Below are 16,728 nucleotides of genomic sequence, written 5' to 3'. Positions count from 1 at the left end.
TTGTGGTATCGGTTTCACAGACTATGATTCATTAAATGGCATTATAAAGAAGGTGAGTTTGAGCGATTTATTAACAATTTAATTTTTAATTATTAGCATTATTGCTAATATGCGTTTTACTAAAAGGAGATTTAGTGATGACAAAAATATTTACAAGCCCTAGTACTTATATTCAAGGTGAAGGGGAATTATTTAAGAGTGTAAAGTATTTAGAAAAATACGGCAAAAAAATATTATTATTATCTGATAATACAGTTCTTGGCGTTGTGGGCAATAAATTTAAAGATTATTTGACAGATAATAACTTTAAAGTAGAAATAGCTACCTTTAAAGGAGAAGCCTCCGAATCAGAAATTAATCGGGTATCCACAATTGCACAAGAAAAAAATTCCGAGATGATTGTTGGTCTTGGTGGTGGTAAAACTATTGATTCCGCAAAGGCTATTGGGGATAATCTTAATATTCCTGTCATCATTGCCCCAACAATTGCTTCTGCTGACGCACCTTGCTCCAGACTGTCAGTCATTTATACTGATCAAGGGCAATTTGATCACTATCGCTTTTATGATAAAAATCCCGATTTGGTCTTAGTAGATACCCAGGTAATTGCTGGTGCTCCTGTAAAATTATTAATTTCTGGAATTGCGGATGCTTTGGCTACAAATGTTGAGGCTAGTGATGTTCGGCGAGCCAAGACGAATAACATGGTAAATGGTCAGCAAGCATTGGCAGCCAAGGCTATTGGTCAAGCTTGCGAAGATAACTTGTTTGCCTATGCCAAATTAGCAATTGCTGCCAATAAAGCTCATGTTGCAACCGAGGCTCTAGATCGCATAGTAGAAGCCAATACGTTATTAAGTGGTTTAGGCTTTGAAAGTGGTGGGTTAGCAGCGGCCCATGCTATTCATGATGGATTTACTGCTTTGAAAGGTGACATTCATAAACTCACTCATGGTCAAAAAGTAGCATATGGGACATTAGTAGAATTAATTTTAAACGGCAGCAATTATCAACGCTTTGAAAAATTTCTTAAATTTGATTTGGAGTTGGGACTGCCAACAACTTTAGCTGATTTAAATTTGGGTTCAGCTAGTGATGAAGACTTGATGAAAGTAGCTCAGCAAGCATGTGCTGAGGGTGATACAATGAATCGTATGCCTGGTGAAATAACCGCTACTGATGTTTTTGGCGCTATTAAAACAGTCGATGAATACAGCCGTGATTATCAAGATGTTAAATAAATTTATTTTGCTATATTTTAATGCTTGATGAATCTTAATCAAAGAATTGCGAAAAGATAGTTTTATAACTAATTTAAAAAGAGCTAATTGCCAAATGGCAAGGAGCTCTTTTTGATTTTTCAAGGCTATTGTGCTAATTATAGTTCATCATAAGTTCTTTATGTGAATTCAAATAGGTGATTGTTAGATGATTAACTAAATATTTCTGTAATTAAAGGGAAATCAACTCCGCTAGTTTCAGCAAATAGTTGGGCATTGATAATCTTATTCAATAAAAAAGACCAAGACAATGTTTTGTCTTGATCTTGGCTAATGTATTTAATCAGCTACTGACTCCAAAGTGGTATTTTTAGTTTTAGGAGCATTTTTATCAACGGTAACTTTGAACTTATTGATATAGGAATGCTCAAAGTCCGTCACTTCGAGAGTATATTTATCAACATGTAAGATACTGCCTAAATGCAGATTGGGATATTTATCAATAAAATAACCTGCTAAAGTAACAATATCAGTTTCTTTAAAGTCATCTATGTCCGTTTTGAAATAACGTTCAAAGTCATAAAGCGTCGTCTTACCACTAACGGCATAAGAACCATCTTCATTTTTAACAATGTATTCTTCTGATACATTATCAACCTCATCTTTAACAGTGCCAAATAATTCTTCATAGATATCTTTATCGGTCACAATTCCACTAGTACCACCGTATTCATCAACCACCACTACAATTGGTGTTTGTTTGGCTATCATTTGGTGGAGGACACTATGAATGGGCATTGTCTCTGGAACTGTCACAATTGAGCGTAATAAGCGACTAATTGGCAATTTGCCATTGACTTGTTTTTGCCGTACTAGATCATAAACATAGACATAGCCGAGAATTTTGTCCTTATCATTATCAGCAACTACCGGAAAACGGGAAAAGCCTTGTTGTAAGTAATCCTTGATTACTTCATCAACAGTGTCAGTAATATCCACCACATATAAGCGGGTTCGATCAATCATGATATCTTTTGCGACTTTATCATTTAAATCAAAAGCTCGTTGCATATAAATTAAATCGTTTTTGTCTAATTGACCGCTCGATACTGACGCTTGCGATAAACGCAAAATCTCAGATTGAGTAAAGACTTCACTTTCCGAATCAGCCGGTTTCATACCCAGCATTTTGACAATTCCCGTTGCCGAAACATTTAAAAGCCAGACAAAAGGATAGGCCAAGGTATGAAAAACATGTAAAGGTGTAACAGTTAACATTAAGATTTTCATAGGAAAATCAATGGCGATATTTTTAGGAACGATTTCCGTAATAACAACTTGCAAGTAGGTTAAAAGTAATAATGCCACAACCGAACTAGCTGCATGCAAAGAAGTTGAGGATTTTAAAGACATGCCCAAAACGTTATTAAAAAAGGCCTGCAATGTATCCTCGCCAATCCAACCTAATATCAAGCTAGTAACAGTAGTACCTACTTGAGTTGTAGAAAGATATTCATTAAGGTTATTGACCATGTAGAGGGCACGCTTTAATTTTTTAGTGTTCCCAGCTTTTTGCTCCAAGGCATCTTCTATCTGACTGGTTCTGGTTGTTACTAAGGCAAATTCAGCCAAAATAAAGAAAAACGCTAAAACAAAAATAACAATGATCCATATTAGATTAATAAATATCTGAGAGTCAGACAACTATTATTCCCCATTTCTGAATTGTTTTTATGTTAATTATACCAGTGATTAAAGTAATAGCCTATGGAGTTGTTCAATAATTGTCAAGGATTTTAAAGAAATAAAAGATATTTTTAATTTAAAATGGCCACATAACATGTGGTATGAGATGGAGTTAGATAATAGAGCCAAGTATAACCATCGCCAACAACTTTGCCGTTATAAAAAACATTTTGACCAGGTAAATATTGGCCGACAATTTCGCCCTTAAGATTGGGCTGAGTTCTAATATTAGTCAAGGCCTTAAAAGTATAAGTGCCATAGTTAGCCAGAGGAGCTGTAGAAGAACCCTGATTGTCCGCCGGCGCTTGCTGGTCAATAGGCACATAACAAGTAGCTCCCGAATAAGAAAGATACTGCAGCCAGGTATGACCATGAGCTTGAATTTTGCCATTATAAACTACTTGTTGACCGGCTTGATATTGTCCGACCACCTTATCTTGGATATTAGGATTAGTATAAATGTTAGTTGCAGTTTTAAAAGTATAAGTACCACTGGTTGAAGTAGGGGCGGCTGGTTTTTGCTGGGGAGCAGTAGCAACGGGTGCAGTAGTTGCCGGTGAGTCCACAGGCACATAACAAGTAGCTCCCGAATAAGAAAGATACTGCAGCCAGGTATGACCATGAGCTTGAATTTTGCCATTATAAACTACTTGTTGACCAGCTTGATATTGTCCGACCACCTTATCTTGAGTATTGGGACTGGTATAAATGTTAGTTGTAGCTTTAAAAGTATAAGTGCCGCTAGTTGTGGCAGAAACCGGGTCTGGTTTAGTATTAATAGGCTGAGCAGGGGTAATACTGGCACTATTCCCTAAGACTTCCTGGTCCCAGCTCTGCAAATTATTACTTTCAATAATATTAATCAAAGATTGAGCATAGGTAGAAGCAGTGGCATAGCCATCTTGCTGTAGCAATTGGGCTACTTGGCGGTAGTCACTAACTCCCAGTAAATTTTGATAACGGGAATTATTGTTGAGAAATAAGCCATGATCATTTATACTTTCAGCCCAGCTATTATAAGCACGAAATTGGGCATTAATAGTAACATTATTGCCATTAATCTCTTCGCCGCTTGGTAAAACTACTGATTGCCCATTATAAGAACCCTTAATCCCAAATAGATTATTGTAAGTTTGGGCTAATTGTGAGTTGCCCCAGCCGGATTCTAAAATTGCCTGTGCTCCTGTAATAGAAGGCAAAATGTGGTATTGTTGCCAGCCGTTGAGTGCTCCAGCTTTAATCTGACTTAAAAAATCTGCTTTAGAAATTGTTGGCGGTGTGAAGGTTGTAGCTGGACTTAAAGAAGCCGCCGTGGAGTTATCTGTTTCATCTCTTAGCAGACTAGTGATTGAAGAATTAGGCATTGCTTGCTTATTAGTGTCCGCAGCGGTAGAGTGATTCGACTGGTTGTTACTAGTAGGCAAATCTTGTTTAGCAGCTGGTTGATTGTTTTGGCTGTCAGTATTAGCAGGATTATCAGCAGCTTTCACGCTTTGAATAGGTAAAGTAGCCAAAATGGTTGTGGAAGTTAAAATTGTTGACCAAAATAAATTACTTTTTTTCATGAAGAGGATTGCTCCTTTAAAATACTCGAAAAAAATTTATAAACTAAAAATCGGCAATTTTTATTTATTAAGCTAAAGAAAAGATTAATAATCTTTAAAGTTTAGTTTATCATATAAAACTAGGTACTTCTATGTTATACAAACTATTAATTAATTATTATTGGAGAACAGAATTTAATGAAAAAACCTCTTTATGTAGCAGTGGCCAATACGATCAAACATAATATTTCTCATCAGCATTATACAGATATGAAATTACCGGATGAACGCACTTTAGCAGAGAATTTTTCTGTAAGCCGCAGTTCGATTAAACGAGCTGTGCAGCTGTTGGCAGATCAAGGAATTGTGTTTAAAAAACAAGGCTCTGGTAATTTTATTAATCCGTTATTTTTGCGGAATAAAACGGCCTTAGATTATACCGGTGATAACGTGGGTCTGACAACTTCTATTGTCACGAATGGTAAGCAGCAGCAAATTCAAGTTTTGAATTTGGATGTGATTAAACCTAATAAGGATATTAAGGAAAATCTTTTTTTAACGGACGATGATTTTGTTTATAGCTTTAAAAGATTGCGTAAATTAGACTCGGTTCCTATTTTAATTGAACAAAGTTATATTCCGGTGCGGGCTTTCCCACGGCTTTCTAAGTCTTTATTGGAGCATTCGCTCTTTAATTATTTAGAAGATCAAGAAAATACCATCATTAATCGCGCCTACTTGGACGTGACTACTGAGCCTTCTACTAGTGAAGATCAAAAACTTTTAAATTTAAAAGCCACCGAACCAGTGGGAATTATGGCAGGGATTTTTTTTGTGGACGATGGCACGCCCTTTGAATATTCGAGCATGCGTTTACACTACCGCTATTTGAATTTTTCGACGTTTGTTAATTTGGGTAAATAAAATTGGTGCGTTCCAATTATTTAAATGGTTGACAAATGGACTTATACGGTTTATAAATAATATGTAAGCAAATTATTGGGAGGTCAGCAGATGACAGATTACAGTAGTGCGGAATATTTTGATTTAATGCATAAATATTTTAATGCAGCTAATTATATTTCCGTAGGTCAATTATATTTAAAAGATAATCCTTTATTGAAGCGTCCTTTAAAAGCTAGTGATGTTAAGGTTCACCCCATTGGACACTGGGGAACTATTGCCGGACAAAACTTTATTTATAGTCATTTGAATCGTGTTATTAATAAGTACAATTTAAATATGTTTTATGTTGAAGGACCTGGTCATGGTGGCCAAGTTATGGTTTCTAACTCTTACCTTGATGGTAGTTATAGTGAGATTTATCCAGATATAACTCAAGATGAATCCGGTTTACAAAAATTGTTTAAACAATTTTCTTTTCCAGGTGGAGTTGCTTCTCATGCTGCACCTGAAACTCCCGGATCTATTCATGAAGGTGGCGAATTAGGTTATTCTATTTCCCACGGTGTTGGTGCTATTTTGGATAATCCTGATGTTATTAGTGCTGTAGTTGTTGGTGATGGTGAGTCAGAAACTGGTCCTTTGGCTACTTCTTGGTTCTCAAATGTCTTCATTAACCCGGTTAATGACGGTGCAGTGTTGCCAATTGTGAATTTGAATGGTTTCAAGATTTCTAATCCAACAATCTTATCACGTAAAACTGACGAAGAATTAACTAAGTACTTTGAAGGTATGGGTTGGGAGCCAATCTTTGTTGAAGGTGAAGATCCTGTTAAATTAAATCCTGTCATGGCTCAGGCTATGGATCAAGCAATTGAAAAGATCCAAGCTATTCAAACTAAAGCCCGTCAATCTGCAGCTGCTGATGCAACTCGCCCAGTTTGGCCAGTGATTATTTTCCGCGCACCGAAAGGCTGGACTGGTCCTAAGCAATGGGATAATGAACCTATTGAAAATTCCTTTAGAGCTCACCAAATTCCAATTCCAGTGGATCAAAATGACATGGAACATGCTGATGCTTTGGTAGAGTGGCTCAAATCTTATCATCCGGAAGAACTATTTGATGAAAATGGTACATTAAAACCTGAAATTCGGGCTTTGACACCTAAAGGTGAACAACGGATGGCAATGAACCCTATTACTAATGGGGGAATTGATCCGAAGCCATTAGCTTTGCCAGATTATCGTGATTATCAATTGACAATCGACCAACCTGGCAGCCATGATGCGCAGGATATGATTGAATTTGGTAAGTATTTACGCGATTTAATTAAGAAAAATCCAACAACATTTAGAATGTTTGGCCCAGACGAAACTATGTCTAACCGTTTGAACCACATTTTTGAAGTAACTGATCGTCAGTGGATGGAACCAATTAAAGAACCAAATGATCAATTCGAAGCTCCTGCTGGACGTGTATTGGATGCTCAATTATCAGAACATCAAGCTGAAGGTTGGTTAGAAGGTTATACTTTGACTGGTCGCCATGGGATTTTCACTAGTTATGAGGCCTTCTTACGTGTTGTAGATTCGATGCTAACTCAGCATTTCAAGTGGTTACGTAAAGCTGATGAACAAAATTGGCGCAAGAAATATCCTGCTTTAAATATTATTTCCACTTCCACTTCTTTCCAACAAGATCATAATGGTTACACCCACCAAGATCCCGGTATTTTAACTCATTTAGCTGAAAAGAAATCCAAGTATATTCGGGAATATTTGCCAGCTGATACTAATACTTTATTAGCTTTAGCTGATCGTATTTTGAATGATGAAGAAGTAATTAATTTGATTATTGCTTCTAAACAACCTCGTCCACAATTTTATTCTATGGCAGAAGCAGAAGAATTAGTTGATAAGGGATTAAAGGTTATTGATTGGGCAAGCAACGACCATGGTCAAAAACCAGATATCGTATTTGCTGCTGCTGGTACTGAACCGAACATGGAAACTTTAGCTGCTATTGATATCTTGCATCAGAACTTCCCAGATATGAAGATTCGTTTTATCAATGTAGTAGACTTGTTGAAGTTACAAGCTCCTCAACATAATGAACGTGGCTTAAGCGATGAAGAGTTTGATAACTTCTTTACCAAAGACACTCCAGTTATCTTTGCTTTCCATGGTTATGAAGATTTATTGCGTGATATCTTCTTTGATCGTCACAATCATAATATGTATCCACATGGTTATCGCGAAAATGGTGATATTACTACACCATTCGATATGCGGTTATTAAATTCGATGGATCGTTTCCACTTAGCTCAACATGCTAGCCAATTAGTTTATGGTGACAAGGCTAGTGACTTCAGTCAGCAAATGGATAAAAAGATGCAACAGCATCATGATTATATCCGTGAAACTGGTGAAGATTTACAAGAAGTACAAGATTGGAAATTTAAAGGTTTTAATAAGTAATACTAAAACTAAAAATATAAAAGCTACTCCTAGTAATTAAGGGGTAGCTTTTTTTATCATATAAAGATATTATCTAAAAAATTGTTAGTCATTAGTTATATTTAATGTTTCTTATTTGCCTGTTATTTGCTGCTTTTTATCACTTTTTTAGTAGTATATTAAGAATAATACGAACTATTTTTGTATTATTTTACATAATTGTATTGATTTAAGAAAATAACTATTATACTATTAATATAAACTATTAATTAAATTTTGGAGGATATTGTGATGAAGAGGCCAACTGCTGTAGCAGCAGTACTTATGACATTCGGTTTAATATTAGGGGGATGTGGCAATCATGGTCATCAAACGGCATCAAAAACACAACATACGGCTGCTTTGGTAACAGATGGTGGAGGAATTGATGACAAATCATTTAATCAATCCGCTTGGGAAGGCTTGCAGAAATGGGGCAAACACCGTCATTTAAAGAAGGGTATTGGAGGATATAATTATGTACAATCTTCTTCTGATGCTGATTTTATGCCCAATATTAATAAATTAATCAAGGCAAAGTATCAAACTATTTTTGCATTAGGTTATACGTTAAATACTGCAGTAGATACTGCAGCTAAACAAAATCCACAGACCAATTTTGCAATTATAGATTCCATTGTTCCACATCATAATAATGTAACTTCTGTTCAATTTAAAACTGAACAATCTTCTTATTTGGCTGGGGTGGCAGCAGCTAAAACTACTAAAACTAAGAAAGTTGGGTTTATTGGTGGTGTAAAGAGTAACGTTATTACAACTTTTGAAAGAGGATTTACTCAAGGTGTACATGCCGTTGATCCCAGTATTAAAGTGGATGTGAAGTACGTAGGAGCTTTCACAAAGGCTGATGTTGGTAAATCATTAGCGAGTGCCATGTTCAATAACGGTGCTGATATAATTTTTCATGCGGCAGGTGGTTCTGGTGCAGGTGTTTTTAGTGCTGCTAAGGATAACCGTAAGAATAATAAAAAAGTCTGGGTTATTGGTGTAGATCAAGATCAAAAAGCAGACGGTCAATATAGTGGAGGCAATGTTACTTTGGCTTCCGCTATAAAAAAGGTAGATACAGCTGTAGAAGATATAGCTGATAAAGCTGATCAGAAAAAGTTTCCTGGTAATAAAATTGTTACCTATGACTTAAAAGGTAAAGGAGTCGATTTAATTAATGATAATTTATCTGTATCTGCTCAAAAAGCTGTGCAAGAATATCGACAAAAAATTATTAAGGGCCAAATTATGGTAAAAAGTAAATAAAGGAAATGGCTATGGTACAAACAGTTGTAGAAATGCAGCATATTACTAAAAAATTTGGCAACTTAATTGCTAATAATGATGTATCTTTAAAAGTCCATCAAGGAGAAATTTTAGCATTATTAGGAGAAAATGGTGCCGGGAAGTCGACATTAATGTCAATCTTATCGGGGCTATTACAACCTACTTCTGGAAAAATCTTGATAAATGATCGAATAGTTAGTATTAAAGATCCTCAAACAGCTAAAGCATTAGGAATTGGTATGGTGCATCAACATTTTATGCTAATACCAGCCTTTAGCGTTTTAGAGAATATTATTTTGGGCGATGAACCGCATAATTATTTGGGTAAGATCAAATATATCCAAGCAAAGCAGATAATAAAACAAATGGCACAGAGATATCATTTGCAATTAGATTTAGATGCTAAAGTTGCCGATATTTCAGTTGGTATGCAGCAAAGAGTAGAAATTATGAAAGCTTTATATCGTAAAGCGGATGTTCTTATTTTCGATGAGCCTACTGCTGCTTTAACTCCTCAAGAAATTAAAGAATTAATGCAGACTTTTCGTATCCTAGCATCCGAAAATAAAGCAATTATTTTTATTACACATAAAATTAAAGAAATCAAAGAAGTCGCAGACTATTGCACTATTATTCGCTCCGGTAAAGTCATAGAAACTGTTAAAGTCAGTCAAGCTGGAGAAGAGCAGCTGGCAGAAATGATGGTCGGACGTAAGCTCCAAAATAATGTACAAAAACAACCTGTCAAACAGCAAAAATTAATTTTAAATGTAAAGCAATTAACTGTTCAGAATAATGGTCGTTCAAAAATCTTGAATCTAAATTTACAGGTACATCAAGGAGAAATTGTTGGTTTAGCAGGAGTTGATGGTAATGGTCAAGAAGAACTCTTAGCTGCTTTAACAGGAATGAATAAGGTAACCTCTGGTTCAATTCAACTAAATGGACAAGAATTAGCTAATCAATCAGTTAGAAAGTTTGTTGAATCGAAGGTAGGATATGTTCCGGAAGATCGCCAAGCTGAGGGGCTTATTTTATCTATGTCAGTAGCTGAAAATTTAGCATTAAAAGAGTATTACCATGCACCAATGAATCATCGAGGCATTTTAAATTACAAATACATTAATTCTTTTGCTCAAAATCTTGTTAAAAATTATGGTATTCGTACACAAAACGTATATGAAACTGTAGCTTCTTTATCTGGCGGTAATCAACAAAAGGTTATAATTGCGCGAGAAATTCAAAATAATCCTGATTTATTAATAGCTGCTAATCCTACTAGAGGAGTAGACGTGGGAGCTATTGAATATATACACAGAAAAATTATTCAAGAACGTAATCAAGGTAAAGGAATATTATTAGTAAGTTTTGAATTAGATGAAATTTTAAAATTATCTGATCGGGTCATGGTAATTCATGACGGTCAAATTATTGGAGAGGTTGACCCTAAAACAATAACTGCTCAAAAGCTCGGGCTTATGATGGCAGGAAAAAAGATTGGTTCAGTGCAACAGGAGGTTACAAAAAGTGAATTGTAAAAAATATTCCGCGCTAGTATTTCCACTAATGTCAATTGTCTCCGGCTTTGTAGTAGGAGCTATTATAATGTTAGTGTTTGGATATGATCCTCTACAAAATTATGGGAATTTATTAGTAGGCTCCTTTGGTGGAGCTTATTCTATTGGCGAAACACTACGTAATATGACACCTTTAATTTTGACTGCTTTGGGTTTTGCGGTTTCCAGCAAGGCCGGATTTTTTAATATTGGTGGTTCTGGTCAGTATTTAATGGGGTGGTTTGGCGCAGTTGTAGTAGCTTTAAAATGGTCTTGGCTCCCAGGGTGGTTTTTGATCATTGTGTCTATTATGTCAGGTGCACTTTTAGGAGGTGTTTGGTCAGCAATTGCTGGATTGTTGCGGGCTTATTGTGGAACCAGTGAAGTAATTACAACTATCATGCTAAATTATGTAGCTTTATATTTTGTTAATTTTGCTGTTAAAAATTGGCTAGCTGCCCAGGGGCACGATAGTTCAGCTACAATTACTGCTAAAGCGAGTTTACGTAGTCCCTTATTAGCGTCTTTAACATCCAATTCAACATTACATTGGGGATTTATACTAGCATTACTAGTTTGTTTAATTATTTGGATTTATTTTAATCGAACCCGAGCTGGTTTTGAATTACGCAGTATTGGGTTAAATGAGCGTGCAGCTCAATATGCGGGTATGAATGTTCGCAAAACTATCATTTTGGCTATGTTGATTTCAGGAATTTTGGCTGGATTAGGAGGAGCTTTAGACGGTTTAGGTAATTTCCAAAATATATCCGTCTCTAACTCTTTGCCACAAGTCGGATATGATGGAATGGCGGTTGCAATTTTGGCTTCATATAATCCTTTGGGAATTATTCTCTCTTCATTGTTATTTTCAGCCTTACAAATAGGTGGAATGAGTATGTCTGTTTATTCTAATGCTCCCACAGAAATTGTTAGTATTGTAACAGGCTCGATAATTTTCTTTATTGCTATTAAATATGCTTTTGAAATAATTTTAAAAAAATATAAATTATCTTATCCAAAATTCAATATCGCTGGAAAGTGAGTTCACAATGAGTTTAACGACAATTTTAATGACAATTATCTCAACTACTTTAGTTTATTCGGCTCCATTAATTTTTACTGCTCTAGGCGGTACTTTTTCGGAACGTAGTGGTGTGATTAATGTGGGGTTAGAGGGAATGATGATTGTAGGAGCATTTTGCAGTACAATTTTTACTTTGAACTTGGCTCCTAGACTGGGGATTTTAGCTGCATGGCTGGCATTGCTGATTGGAGGGATTTGTGGATGCTTATTTTCTTTATTGCATGCTGTAGCTACTATTAATTTGCGTGCTGACCATATAATTTCTGGTGCGGTATTAAATATGATTGCTCCTGCAGTATGTGTTTTTTTGACTAGAATTTTTTATAATGGAAAGGGTCAAACGCCTGTTATTAATCAGGGCTTAGGCACTAGTACTATTAACGGTTTAAAACAAATACCTATTCTTGGAAAGATACTTTTTACTCAAACCTCAATTATCGCTTGGATTGCTATTATTATCGCTGTTATTTGCTGGTATGTACTTTACCGCACTGCTTTTGTCTTGCATCTACGATCTGTTGGTGAAAATCCAGCTGCAGCTGATACTTTGGGAATTAATGTGGATTATTATCGTTATTGGGGCGTACTTTTGTCAGGCTTTTTAGGTGGTTTAGGTGGAGCAGTAATGGCTCAATCCATTACGCTTAATTTTTCAGTTAGTACAATTTCTGGGCAAGGCTTTATGGCATTAGCGGCTATGATTTTTGGTAAGTGGGATCCGATTGGATCTATGGCAGCAGCTGTATTTTTTGGATTAGCGCAAAGCTTACCAATTATAGGAGCATATATTCCAGGATTAAGTCATATTAACTCAGTTTGGTTTCAAGTTGCCCCCTACCTGATCACTGTTATAGTTTTGGCAATATTCTTTGGTAGATCTGTGGGGCCAGCAGCGGATGGCAAAAATTATATTAAGAGTAAGTAAAAAAGATATTTAAGATGAATTGAAATATGAGAGTTGGTAGTTAAGCCTATGCAATTAACTAAATAGCAGATGTTTGTCAATCTCTGATATATTATTAGATCTAAATTTGGATGACTTATGTATAAACATTTCGTTTGTCCAACAATGTAATTTACTGTGACTAATTTAGAGTTTATATAATTAGTAAACACTAGTTTCGTATTTTATTGGTTTATCTTAGCTATATTTCAAGAAAAAATGTGGTATTGCAGTTTTAAAGGTAGTGTTAAAGTTAGCTGATTGCTTATACAATTAAGACGTTTTTTTAATTTGTTTGAAATAGTTTACATTGTAGAAACATCTGAAATAACTAGAATAATTCGTATCATAATATAAATATTTAACTGATAAATAAATCGTAAGATTGAATAATAAGTGCTCTGCAGTTATCTTTTAATTTCTTCAGAGTACTTTTTGAATGTTTATGATTAAAATAAGAGAAACAAATTCTATTACTGTGTTCTTTTCTTATAATTTAAGTTAATTAATATATTGGTTAAACTCATTATCAACGTTTTCTGTAATTAATCTATTGATCATTGGTGCGCTAGATTGCATTCAATTTTCTAAAAAATGGTCTCGACTTCAATATAATACATTTAGTTTGGTTTTAGTAAGCTGTTCTTGGATATAATTTTTATAATATTCTCATGTCAAGATGTAAGTGTATTTTCACTACTGTCTTCCGTTTTTTTGCTAAAATATCCAATTACACTATAAGATGGTATCAATCTTATTCACAAATTTTTAATGGAATATAAAACAGTTTAAATTATCAATAGTTTTATGTATGAAAAGAACAATTATATTTAAAAAATCTTTCATAAAACTCAGCCATAATAATATTCAAGAGAATCGAAGTTGAAGAAATAATGCCTTATATAAAAAGACAGCTTTAATAAAGGCTGTCTCAAATAAAATATTGTGTTTTTATTTCGATGATTTTAATACATATTAAAAAATTAGTTTTTAATTTTTAGATTATTTTTATTTAATATAATCTTGATGCAACACCCTTTATAGATTTTTAATAACTAATCGATACTATTTATCGGGTATATTCATTTCTAAAAGAGCACTACTAAATGACTTACCGTGGCGATCTATATTTAAAGAGTATGTTACCCCTCCTCGTAGTGCATTCTCAATTACAAAATTTAATGCCGGTAATTTAAAAAACTCATATCTCGTTACTTTAATGGGTCCTAATGGTTTAAACCATTCAGAAACTTTATCAGCAGTAACATATTTTTTTAATAAATCGAAATCTTCTTTCTTATAGGGAATTAAGGAAATAGTTGAAGTATTTCCTTTATCACCAGTACGTGAGTGAGCTATTTCAAAAAGTTTCATTTTAATTAACCTCCTTATATTCTATAGTAGTTTTTACATTGCTTTCAGGTATAGTAATTGAAGCTATAGCAACTATTTTTTGTATAATTGTACGAATTCCTCCACCAGCTGCCGGTCCATTAGTATACAAAGATTTATATTCTCTACTTATTTCATTTGCTGCTTCTTTAGTTTGGGTTCTAGCAGCTAACCTTGCGCGAACTTCATATAAAGGAGAATTGGGTGATAAAACGCCGTGATAAAGACTATTTACTCCTATATAATCATCTTGTATAGCATCTATAGGAATTTTAAGCATTTTCAATCTTTTTATTACTATTTCAGTTGCCAATTTTGCTTTGTCAAGTGAATTATGACCACCGTAATTTATTCCACATTCAGTTATATATCCATCTTCATATCCAATACTTACCTTTAATTCTCCAGTTTTAGATGTTCCTGTTGCACCAATTACATTTATTCCATCTTTAATCTGTTTTACTTGCACATTTGAAAAATCCGCTACCACATCTGGAGTGTAGTATTTAGTGGGATCCTGAATTTCATATATTAATTGTTCTTTTACAGTATCTTCGCTTAATAGTCCACCGGTATTAGGAAGTTTATGCATTATTATGTTACCATCTTCTTCTACATCAGCATAAGGGAATCCTAAATCCCATAGTTTGTCAACATCTTTATAACCTGGATCATCAAAATAACCTCCAGAAACTTGACCAGCACATTCTAATAAATGTCCTAATAAGGTTCCTTTTCCAAGTTTGTCATAGTCATTCATAGACCATTTAAATTCGTGTATTAATGGAGCAATAAACAATGAAGGATCAGCTACTCTACCGGTAATAACTATATCTGCACCATTATCCAAAGCTTCAACTATTTTTTCAGCTCCAAGGTAAACATTTGCAGATACAATTTTTTTATTTAATTCTGAAATTGGTTTTTTTGTTTCCATTGCAGTATATCTGCTAAATTTTGATATTGAATCTGTTATATCATCCCCAATTACAGTTGCAATTTTTAAATTGTGTAAATTCATTTCCTGAGCCATTTCAACTACTTTTCTAGTTGCAGCTTTAGGATTGGCGGCGCCCATATTTGTAATAACTTTTGTCGGATGTTGCTTAATTGCTGGTAATATTTTTTTAAAACGGTATTCTAATAAATCATTATATCCCTTATTTGGATCTTTTAGTTTTTGATTTTGTGCAATAGCAATGGTTCTTTCTGCTAAGCATTCGAAAGCAATGTAATCCAAATTCCCACGATTAATTAAATCAATTGCTGGCTCGATTCTATCATCAGCATACCCTGCACCAGAGCCGATACGAATCTTATTCATAATTAATTCCTCCTTAAAAAATTAGTTACTTAATATCTAATGTTATTATATTGACTTTAATTACTTAAGTTCAATGTTTTATATTTTTAGTAAAAGAAAATATAAATTTGTAAAGCTTAAACACCCAAATATATGAATAAGAAGCTAGCTTTACTTATTCTTAAAATTCATATATAGTGTGAAATATAAATATATAGGGAGGTAATATTTTTGAATATAACCCAATTAATTTATTTTATTGAAGTGGTAATATCAAATTTTAATGTAAGTGTGGCTGCACAAAAATTGCATGTGTCACAGTCAACTTTAAGTAAAGCAATACTAAATTTTGAAGAGACTCAAGATGTTAAATTATTTATACGACATGGCAAAAGATTAGTTGATTTAACACCTATTGGTAGAGTTTTTTATAGAGATGCTAGAAGGGTTATCCGCGATTATAAACATATGCTAATTCATGTTCAGAATAAAAAAAATGAGGGCGGTAAAATAAAAATTGGTATTGTACCTGCGGTTTTAGTAGCTTATTTTTCAACTATTTTACCTAGGTTTCAGTTGAAATTTCCCAAGATAAAAATAAAGGTGCATGTTATTGGTGGTGAAGAATTACAACAAGAACTCTTACTAGAAAAGATTGATTTGGCATATTTAGTTGCACCAATAAAATATGAATCATTAAACAAAAATGCTTTAGTATCAGGTCATGGAACTTTAGTATTTAATCCTAAACTAATTAATATTTCTTCTAATATTACAATTTCTCAAATTGCAAATTTGCCCTTAGTTTTATTAGATTCAACTTTTACTTTTCGTGAGCAATTAGATGATTTATTTGAATATAAAGGTAAAGTGCCTAATATAATAATGGATTCGAACTCTGAAAATTTTCTTCTCAATGTTTGCCGTTCTGAACCTTTAGTATCAATCTTGCCTAGTAGCATTTTAAAGGGTTATGATCTGCATGATTTAGATACGTTTGATATTAAACAATTGTCATGGGAGCTGGTTTCCTCAGTACTAATTAATCAGAATAATCCGTTGGTAGTGAAAGTGCGCCAATATTTTGATAATGAAATTATAAAAATGCAGTGAATACGCATGGTGCTAGTTAATTTTTCTGATAGTATCCACAAACAAACATTGTTCTAACCGCGTTTGAAATCCCGCTAGTGAACGCGCGCGATTGCGTTCAATATCAAAAAGATTGTTCCAGCTGGAGAA

12 protein-coding genes and 1 pseudogene are annotated in these 16,728 nt (G+C 34.1%); 8 read left to right on the top strand and 5 right to left on the bottom strand.

Annotated features, from left to right (window positions below; genetic code table 11):
* Nucleotides 1-137: 137 nt before the first annotated feature.
* Entirely contained in the window at nt 138-1,241 is a 1,104-nt protein-coding gene (locus EQ827_RS02320; RefSeq protein WP_181189371.1) for a glycerol dehydrogenase, read from the top strand.
* 318 nt (nt 1,242-1,559) lie between these two features.
* Here the strand turns inward: EQ827_RS02320 and EQ827_RS02315 are convergent, their stop codons facing one another.
* Both EQ827_RS02315 and EQ827_RS02310 read right to left on the bottom strand, forming a co-directional pair.
* Nucleotides 1,560-2,924, bottom strand: a complete 1,365-nt coding sequence (locus EQ827_RS02315) for a hemolysin family protein (RefSeq protein ID WP_181189370.1) — start codon at nt 2,922-2,924, stop codon at nt 1,560-1,562.
* Nucleotides 2,925-3,037: 113 nt separating this feature from the next.
* Nucleotides 3,038-4,531, bottom strand: a complete 1,494-nt coding sequence (locus EQ827_RS02310) for a glucosaminidase domain-containing protein (RefSeq protein WP_181189369.1) — start codon at nt 4,529-4,531, stop codon at nt 3,038-3,040.
* Between the two features lie 177 nt (nt 4,532-4,708).
* Between EQ827_RS02310 and EQ827_RS02305 the strand changes: the two genes are divergently transcribed.
* The 6 genes from EQ827_RS02305 (at nt 4,709) to EQ827_RS02280 (ending at nt 12,773) form a co-directional block, all read left to right on the top strand.
* Nucleotides 4,709-5,434, top strand: coding sequence for a GntR family transcriptional regulator (locus EQ827_RS02305; protein WP_181189368.1), 726 nt, complete (start codon nt 4,709-4,711; stop codon nt 5,432-5,434).
* 90 nt (nt 5,435-5,524) lie between these two features.
* Nucleotides 5,525-7,891, top strand: a complete 2,367-nt coding sequence (locus tag EQ827_RS02300) for a phosphoketolase family protein (protein WP_181189367.1) — start codon at nt 5,525-5,527, stop codon at nt 7,889-7,891.
* Between the two features lie 270 nt (nt 7,892-8,161).
* Nucleotides 8,162-9,184 carry a BMP family lipoprotein gene (locus tag EQ827_RS02295; protein ID WP_181189366.1) on the top strand — a complete coding sequence of 341 codons (1,023 nt, stop codon included), beginning with the start codon at nt 8,162-8,164 and terminating at the stop codon, nt 9,182-9,184.
* A gap of 11 nt (nt 9,185-9,195) precedes the next feature.
* Nucleotides 9,196-10,743 carry an ABC transporter ATP-binding protein gene (locus tag EQ827_RS02290; RefSeq protein ID WP_181189365.1) on the top strand — a complete coding sequence of 516 codons (1,548 nt, stop codon included), beginning with the start codon at nt 9,196-9,198 and terminating at the stop codon, nt 10,741-10,743.
* Between the two features lie 28 nt (nt 10,744-10,771).
* A complete protein-coding gene (locus EQ827_RS02285; protein WP_181189420.1) occupies nt 10,772-11,806 on the top strand; it encodes an ABC transporter permease in 1,035 nt (344 codons plus the stop codon).
* A 7-nt stretch (nt 11,807-11,813) separates the two neighbouring features.
* Nucleotides 11,814-12,773 carry an ABC transporter permease gene (locus EQ827_RS02280; protein WP_181189364.1) on the top strand — a complete coding sequence of 320 codons (960 nt, stop codon included), beginning with the start codon at nt 11,814-11,816 and terminating at the stop codon, nt 12,771-12,773.
* Between the two features lie 1,083 nt (nt 12,774-13,856).
* Here the strand turns inward: EQ827_RS02280 and EQ827_RS02275 are convergent.
* Nucleotides 13,857-14,165 carry an AtuA-related protein gene (locus EQ827_RS02275; RefSeq protein ID WP_181189363.1) on the bottom strand — a complete coding sequence of 103 codons (309 nt, stop codon included), beginning with the start codon at nt 14,163-14,165 and terminating at the stop codon, nt 13,857-13,859.
* A gap of 1 nt (nt 14,166) precedes the next feature.
* The gene (locus tag EQ827_RS02270; RefSeq protein ID WP_181189362.1) at nt 14,167-15,507 is read right to left on the bottom strand and encodes an acyclic terpene utilization AtuA family protein; all 1,341 of its coding nucleotides are present in this window, start codon (nt 15,505-15,507) and stop codon (nt 14,167-14,169) included.
* A gap of 210 nt (nt 15,508-15,717) precedes the next feature.
* Between EQ827_RS02270 and EQ827_RS02265 the strand changes: the two genes are divergently transcribed.
* Nucleotides 15,718-16,599 (top strand): LysR family transcriptional regulator, encoded by an 882-nt coding sequence (locus tag EQ827_RS02265; RefSeq protein WP_181189361.1) that lies wholly within the window; start codon nt 15,718-15,720, stop codon nt 16,597-16,599.
* Nucleotides 16,600-16,611: 12 nt separating this feature from the next.
* Here the strand turns inward: EQ827_RS02265 and EQ827_RS09305 are convergent.
* Nucleotides 16,612-16,728 (bottom strand): annotated as a pseudogene (locus EQ827_RS09305) (IS982 family transposase); the annotation flags it as partial.

It is taken from the genome of Bombilactobacillus bombi (assembly GCF_013607485.1).
Taxonomy (GTDB): domain Bacteria; phylum Bacillota; class Bacilli; order Lactobacillales; family Lactobacillaceae; genus Bombilactobacillus; species Bombilactobacillus bombi_A.
Note: the sequence above shows the minus strand (reverse complement) of the source record. Positions and strands in the feature narration are given on the sequence as shown.

Excerpts from the sequence above, each read along its gene's own strand:
- EQ827_RS02320 (WP_181189371.1), top strand. The coding sequence starts at position 138 with ATGACAAAAATATTTACAAGCCCTAGTACTTATATTCAAGGTGAAGGG.
- EQ827_RS02310 (WP_181189369.1), bottom strand. The coding sequence starts at position 4,531 with ATGAAAAAAAGTAATTTATTTTGGTCAACAATTTTAACTTCCACAACC.
- EQ827_RS02305 (WP_181189368.1), top strand. The coding sequence starts at position 4,709 with ATGAAAAAACCTCTTTATGTAGCAGTGGCCAATACGATCAAACATAAT.
- EQ827_RS02300 (WP_181189367.1), top strand. The coding sequence starts at position 5,525 with ATGACAGATTACAGTAGTGCGGAATATTTTGATTTAATGCATAAATAT.
- EQ827_RS02295 (WP_181189366.1), top strand. The coding sequence starts at position 8,162 with ATGAAGAGGCCAACTGCTGTAGCAGCAGTACTTATGACATTCGGTTTA.
- EQ827_RS02290 (WP_181189365.1), top strand. The coding sequence starts at position 9,196 with ATGGTACAAACAGTTGTAGAAATGCAGCATATTACTAAAAAATTTGGC.
- EQ827_RS02285 (WP_181189420.1), top strand. The coding sequence starts at position 10,772 with ATGTCAATTGTCTCCGGCTTTGTAGTAGGAGCTATTATAATGTTAGTG.
- EQ827_RS02280 (WP_181189364.1), top strand. The coding sequence starts at position 11,814 with ATGAGTTTAACGACAATTTTAATGACAATTATCTCAACTACTTTAGTT.
- EQ827_RS02275 (WP_181189363.1), bottom strand. The coding sequence starts at position 14,165 with ATGAAACTTTTTGAAATAGCTCACTCACGTACTGGTGATAAAGGAAAT.
- EQ827_RS02270 (WP_181189362.1), bottom strand. The coding sequence starts at position 15,507 with ATGAATAAGATTCGTATCGGCTCTGGTGCAGGGTATGCTGATGATAGA.